Origin of the sequence: Pelotomaculum sp. PtaB.Bin117, from assembly GCF_002067195.1 — a bacterium.
Lineage (GTDB): Bacteria > Bacillota > Desulfotomaculia > Desulfotomaculales > Pelotomaculaceae > Pelotomaculum_D > Pelotomaculum_D terephthalicicum.
Window position 1 is genome coordinate 1 of sequence record NZ_MVQM01000020.1, and the last position, 4,625, is coordinate 4,625.

At 48.5% G+C, this 4,625-nt stretch carries 3 protein-coding genes, 1 pseudogene and 2 riboswitches; all 4 genes and pseudogenes read left to right on the plus strand.

The features are described from left to right. A pseudogene (locus A4E54_RS00635) lies at positions 1–235 on the plus strand (hypothetical protein); the annotation flags it as partial. Further along, positions 232–1,056: an energy-coupling factor transporter transmembrane component T family protein gene (locus A4E54_RS00640; protein ID WP_277444994.1), complete on the plus strand. Its 825-nt coding sequence runs from the start codon at positions 232–234 to the stop codon at positions 1,054–1,056. The pseudogene A4E54_RS00635 and the gene A4E54_RS00640, both read left to right, overlap by 4 nt. An 84-nt stretch (positions 1,057–1,140) precedes the next feature. Further along, positions 1,141–2,058 carry an Ig-like domain-containing domain gene (locus A4E54_RS00645; RefSeq protein WP_277444995.1) on the plus strand — a complete coding sequence of 306 codons (918 nt, stop codon included), beginning with the start codon at positions 1,141–1,143 and terminating at the stop codon, positions 2,056–2,058. A gap of 183 nt (positions 2,059–2,241) precedes the next feature. Next, a riboswitch (molybdenum cofactor riboswitch) is annotated at positions 2,242–2,359 on the plus strand. Between the two features lie 282 nt (positions 2,360–2,641). Further along, a riboswitch (molybdenum cofactor riboswitch) is annotated at positions 2,642–2,761 on the plus strand. Positions 2,762–2,997: 236 nt separating this feature from the next. After that, on the plus strand, positions 2,998–4,296 hold the full coding sequence (locus A4E54_RS00650) for a fibronectin type III domain-containing protein (RefSeq protein ID WP_277444996.1): 1,299 nt from the start codon (positions 2,998–3,000) through the stop codon (positions 4,294–4,296). The last annotated feature ends 329 nt before the right edge of the window (positions 4,297–4,625 follow it).

Below are 4,625 nucleotides of genomic sequence, written 5' to 3' on the forward strand. Positions count from 1 at the left end.
CCTGGTTGCCGGCCGCGTCGCTGTTTTGGAAAAAGGGAGATTAGCCGCTTACGGCGACACGGAAGAAGTCCTGCGCCAAAAAGGTTTCCAGAACCTGCCCGGCGTCATGCTGCCGGACTACCTCCAATTAATTTATACACTAGCCGGACGCGGCCAAAACGTAAACCCCGGAATCGTCACCCTGGCGGAGGCGGAGCTGGAAATAGCAAAACTCCTTGAGGAAAAAAACAAATGAAACAAATGAAACAAACGAAACAAAAAAAACAAGCGAGAGGTCTGAAGCTGGGCCAGTTCGTCCTGGGCAATTCGGTCATCCACCAGCTTGACCCCAGGACCAAGATCATCGGCTGCTTTGTCGTCATCTTTTCAGTATTGATGAATTTCAAGTGGTACGTGATCCTGCTCAATATCTCCATCATCATAGCGGTCATTTTATTGTCGCAGGTAAAAATAGCCCGTATTCTGCGCGGCTTGCGCAAGCTGAGGTACTTGTTTCTGTTTTCGTTTATCTTCCAGGCAATTCTCACATCTGGCGAGCCGGTTTTTCACCTGGGCGGCGTTAGTGTGACCAGAGAGGGCATCGCCCTGGGCACGTCCACGATCTTTCGCCTGCTGATCCTGTACCTGGCTTCCTCCCTGCTGACTATGACCACGTCGCCGCTGAAGCTGGCCTCCGGGATCGAGTCCCTGCTCTCGCCACTGCGCTATCTGAGGATACCCGTGAGCCAGTTTTCCATGCTTATCAGCACCGCCTTGAGATTTATTCCGACCATCATCGAAGAAGCGGAGACCATAACGCGCGCCCAGAGGTCCCGCGGCGCGCAGTTTAACTCACCTAAAATTATCACCAGGCTGAAAAGCTATACAGCCGTCCTGATCCCGCTGCTGGCGGCGTCACTGCAGCGGGCCAACGACCTGGCCGTCGCCATGGAAAGCAGGTGCTACACCGGCGGCTCCAGCCGGATCAGAACCGGCAGCCTGCGTTTTAAGGGAAAAGACAGACTGGCGATAGGGTTTGTTTCCCTGGCCTTCGTGCTGTCAGTTGTATTGATCTAATTAGGGGACATTCCTCGTCAGTAAAAGAATACCTATAATTGAGGTGTGTCCCCTTACCTTAGAGGAAAGAAAGGATGATAATCCGTGTTTGCCGGCAGAAAAAACCTTTTTGTGAAGTCAGCCGTCTTATTGCTGTTGTTTTTATTCTTTGCCTCCGCCGCTTTTGCCGCCCAGGGAGGGGAAAAATCATCTTCCCCAGGAATACCCGGTCAAAAGCCGTTAAGTTTTGTTTCAATTACACTAGTTGACGGCGGCGGCAATGTGCAGGACGCCGCCGACGTACCCACGGAACCGAAATTCAAGCTGGAGTTCGACAAGAACGTGGTCAACAGCACCATCTGGGGGATTAACCAGAATTGCTTCAGCCTGTTCTCCGAAAACGGTGAGAACATCCCCGTTAGCGTGACCAAAGTGGATGACAGCATCGATTTTTCCCAGAGAAACAACGTATTCGTCCAGCCGTCCAGCCCTTTAAGTCCTGGAACATCATATACTTTAAAAGTGTCGCCGGACCTGAAAGCGAAAAATGGCGTTTCCGTCCTCGGAGGGACCACGTCCGGCCAGGGGTTAAACATTTCCTTCAAGACCCAGGGACAGGCGATATCACAGGCGGTAACGAAACCTGTTACGCAGCCTGCGGCACAAACCACAGCCGCCACCCAGCAGCCGGCTTCGCCTGATTCCCAGCCTGCCCTGCCGGGCGAAAAGAACGCCGCACAAGCAAACAGTGAGACCGCGCAACTCCAGGCCAACGCCGGCGGCAATGAGGCAAATACCGGTCAGGAAAACAAGTCGCCGGGAGCGGCGGCAGCCGGGCAGCAGCAAGTTGCCGGGAATACAAGCGGGGAAAGCGCGGCATCCGGGCAGACAGGAAAGCCGGAGAGTCCCGCGCAAGCCGGCATGGGACTGGATTACACCAATTTGCTGACTATCCTGACCGTCGTTTTAATCGCCGGCTGGATAGTGGTGGAATTGTTTGTCAAGAAGAAAAAAAGGAGTTAATTGTAACACCGACTCTAAGATAGCAATAGTTTGTCTTAATCTAAAAATCTTTTGCAATTTTTTTGCAAAAGATTTTTCGTCGACATGGAATGACATATTTCTCATCAGTTGTATGATAAAATAAACCATATTGATTATCATAGTGGTAAATGAAGATTAATTTACCACCGCTAGGGACGAAAATTTAATAATTTTATCCGAGTCTAACCGCCTGTGGCTACGGCTATGGCGGCAGACCTTCAGGGTTTAACTGGAAACGGTTAAGCCTCCCGGTATGGAAAGGATAGGTTTTTTAAGAAGAAAGCTTTGTCTTTTTTATTAACCGGACAAAGCTTTTATTTTTAATTGAAATTATTCTTTTCGTGATGTGTGGATAAAGTGGGTTTAGGCATAAATAAGAGAGCGATTTGTTATGGTAATATAGGATTATATTTCAAAAAGCGGGACTATTGTCCATATTAATTTAAGACCTGATGCTTATTTACAGATTAAGACATTGCAGATAAAATATGTTCAATACTAAGGATTTATCTGTTAATATGACTTAATTATTCATTAAATTAAATAATTTGTATTTTTAAACTTAAATATTTCTTTCCGAGTCAATTAACCTAAAGCGTATAACCATGGTTTTTGGGCCTGCAGGGTGCGCCGGGAAACTAACGTGCCTTCCATTGCGAAAAGGAGAGTTTTTGATCTGGCTTATGATGCCGGGCGAACTTTGTTTTTCGCAAAGCTTGCCCGGCATCATTTTTATATAAGTGACCTTTGGACATACATTAGCGATGGTATTAGGGCCGTAGCGCTATATGCCCTAAGGTTGCCGAAGGCGAATTTGTTGTCACAAATACGTTGCCGGAAGTGATGAGGAAAAAGGTAAAACAAAGGCAATAAAAGGGTAACCGATTGAAAAAAAATATTTTTAGGAGGGAAAAGTTCATGTTTAAAAGCAGGTTTTTCAAAAAGAGCGCCAAAATAGTCTCCCTGTTGGTGGGAGCGACTATGCTGTTCGCTTCATTTGCCCCGGGTGCTTTCGCCCTGAACTACAACGGCAACGGCAGCGGCGCGGGCAACAAGGCGTTTAACTGCAACGGCTACAGTTACACGCAAAGCACCAAAACCTTAAAGATCTTCTTCAGTAAGCAATCAGTTAACACCAATGAATTTGATTCGAGCCAGTTTATAGTTACAAGGCAATATGACAGCTCTAACCCGTCGTTCAGTTACTCCAAGAATTCGGGAAGCGGCTGCAGCGGTATTAGCGACAGCAACCTCAACAAGGGGACGACCGTAACCCTGACCTTTGATAACGCGCTGGCTTTCAACGAGCTTTACGACGTGACGATCAAAGCGGCTACCGTTGCTGACGACAATCTTTTGACCCTGGGCAACTACCGGAACAGGAGCGACTTCACCTTCACTTTCAGGACTCCTTTAAACGTCACTCCTGCAAATGACAATGCTTTCAGTGATAGTGTTGCGCCGGTTGTCACCTACACTGTGGGCACCTCAAACGTGCCTTATGAGCCCAACGTGGGCGTCATTTTTGACCGGCCCGTCAACTCCACCACTGCCGCCACCTTATTAAGTTTAAGTGATCCCAACGGCCTGGTGGCAAACTATAAAAAAGGCGGTACGGCAGTTGTCTATGACGACACTATCGATGCCTACGCCGTTTCAGGTGCCGAGAATTACAAGCCATTTGCCAATACCGCGAACACCTTCTTCTTCTTCCCCGAGACGGTCCAGGGCAATACCAATACCTGCTATAACCGGGATTATTCCGCCGGCACCCACAGCTATACCCTGGACGTGCCGCCTGTCACTGACATAAGCGGCAATTCCTGGACCCATGCCCAAATAACCAACAACCAGCTCAGTTTCAGCTCACTTAGCAACGACCTCCCCGCCTGGTTGGACAACAGGCCCACGGTTGATACTCCAACCAGCACCACGCTGACAGTGCACTGGAACGCCAGCGGCATCACCAATTCTAGCGCAACCGAAGCGTATGACGTCTACTATTCCACCAACCAGTGGACGGGCTTTACGAAACTTAATGTAAGTGACATCACCGGTACCGCTCCTTTCTCATTCGTGGCCGGGGACACTTCGGATAATAGTGCATATGAGCTAAGCCCTCTTACCACTTATTACTTCCGAGTCGTGCCCAAGAATACCACCTACACCCTTGAAGCGGGTTTTTCCGCGGCCGGATCAGGTGCTACGACCTCTTAAAATCAGGTGAAATGAGCTGTTATTCTCAGCCCCGGCCGTCAGACCGGGGTTTTCCTACCTAGACAAATTTTTTTAAGCGGGTAGGAATTTGTTCCACAATGTAGAATATCATGGTATATGTTCATAGAACCAGATCAGTATCATATCATCCGAGTAACCCGCCTGTGGCTATTTGACTTATGACATACTGGTTTATTGCTTTTCAACCAATGTTTACCGGAAACTAACAATTTCATACCACCACCCGAGTCTACCCGCCTGTGGCTATTTGGCACATTATCCTTGGCTTTAAGGGCTATGGCGGCTGACCGATAGGGTATACCTTGAAA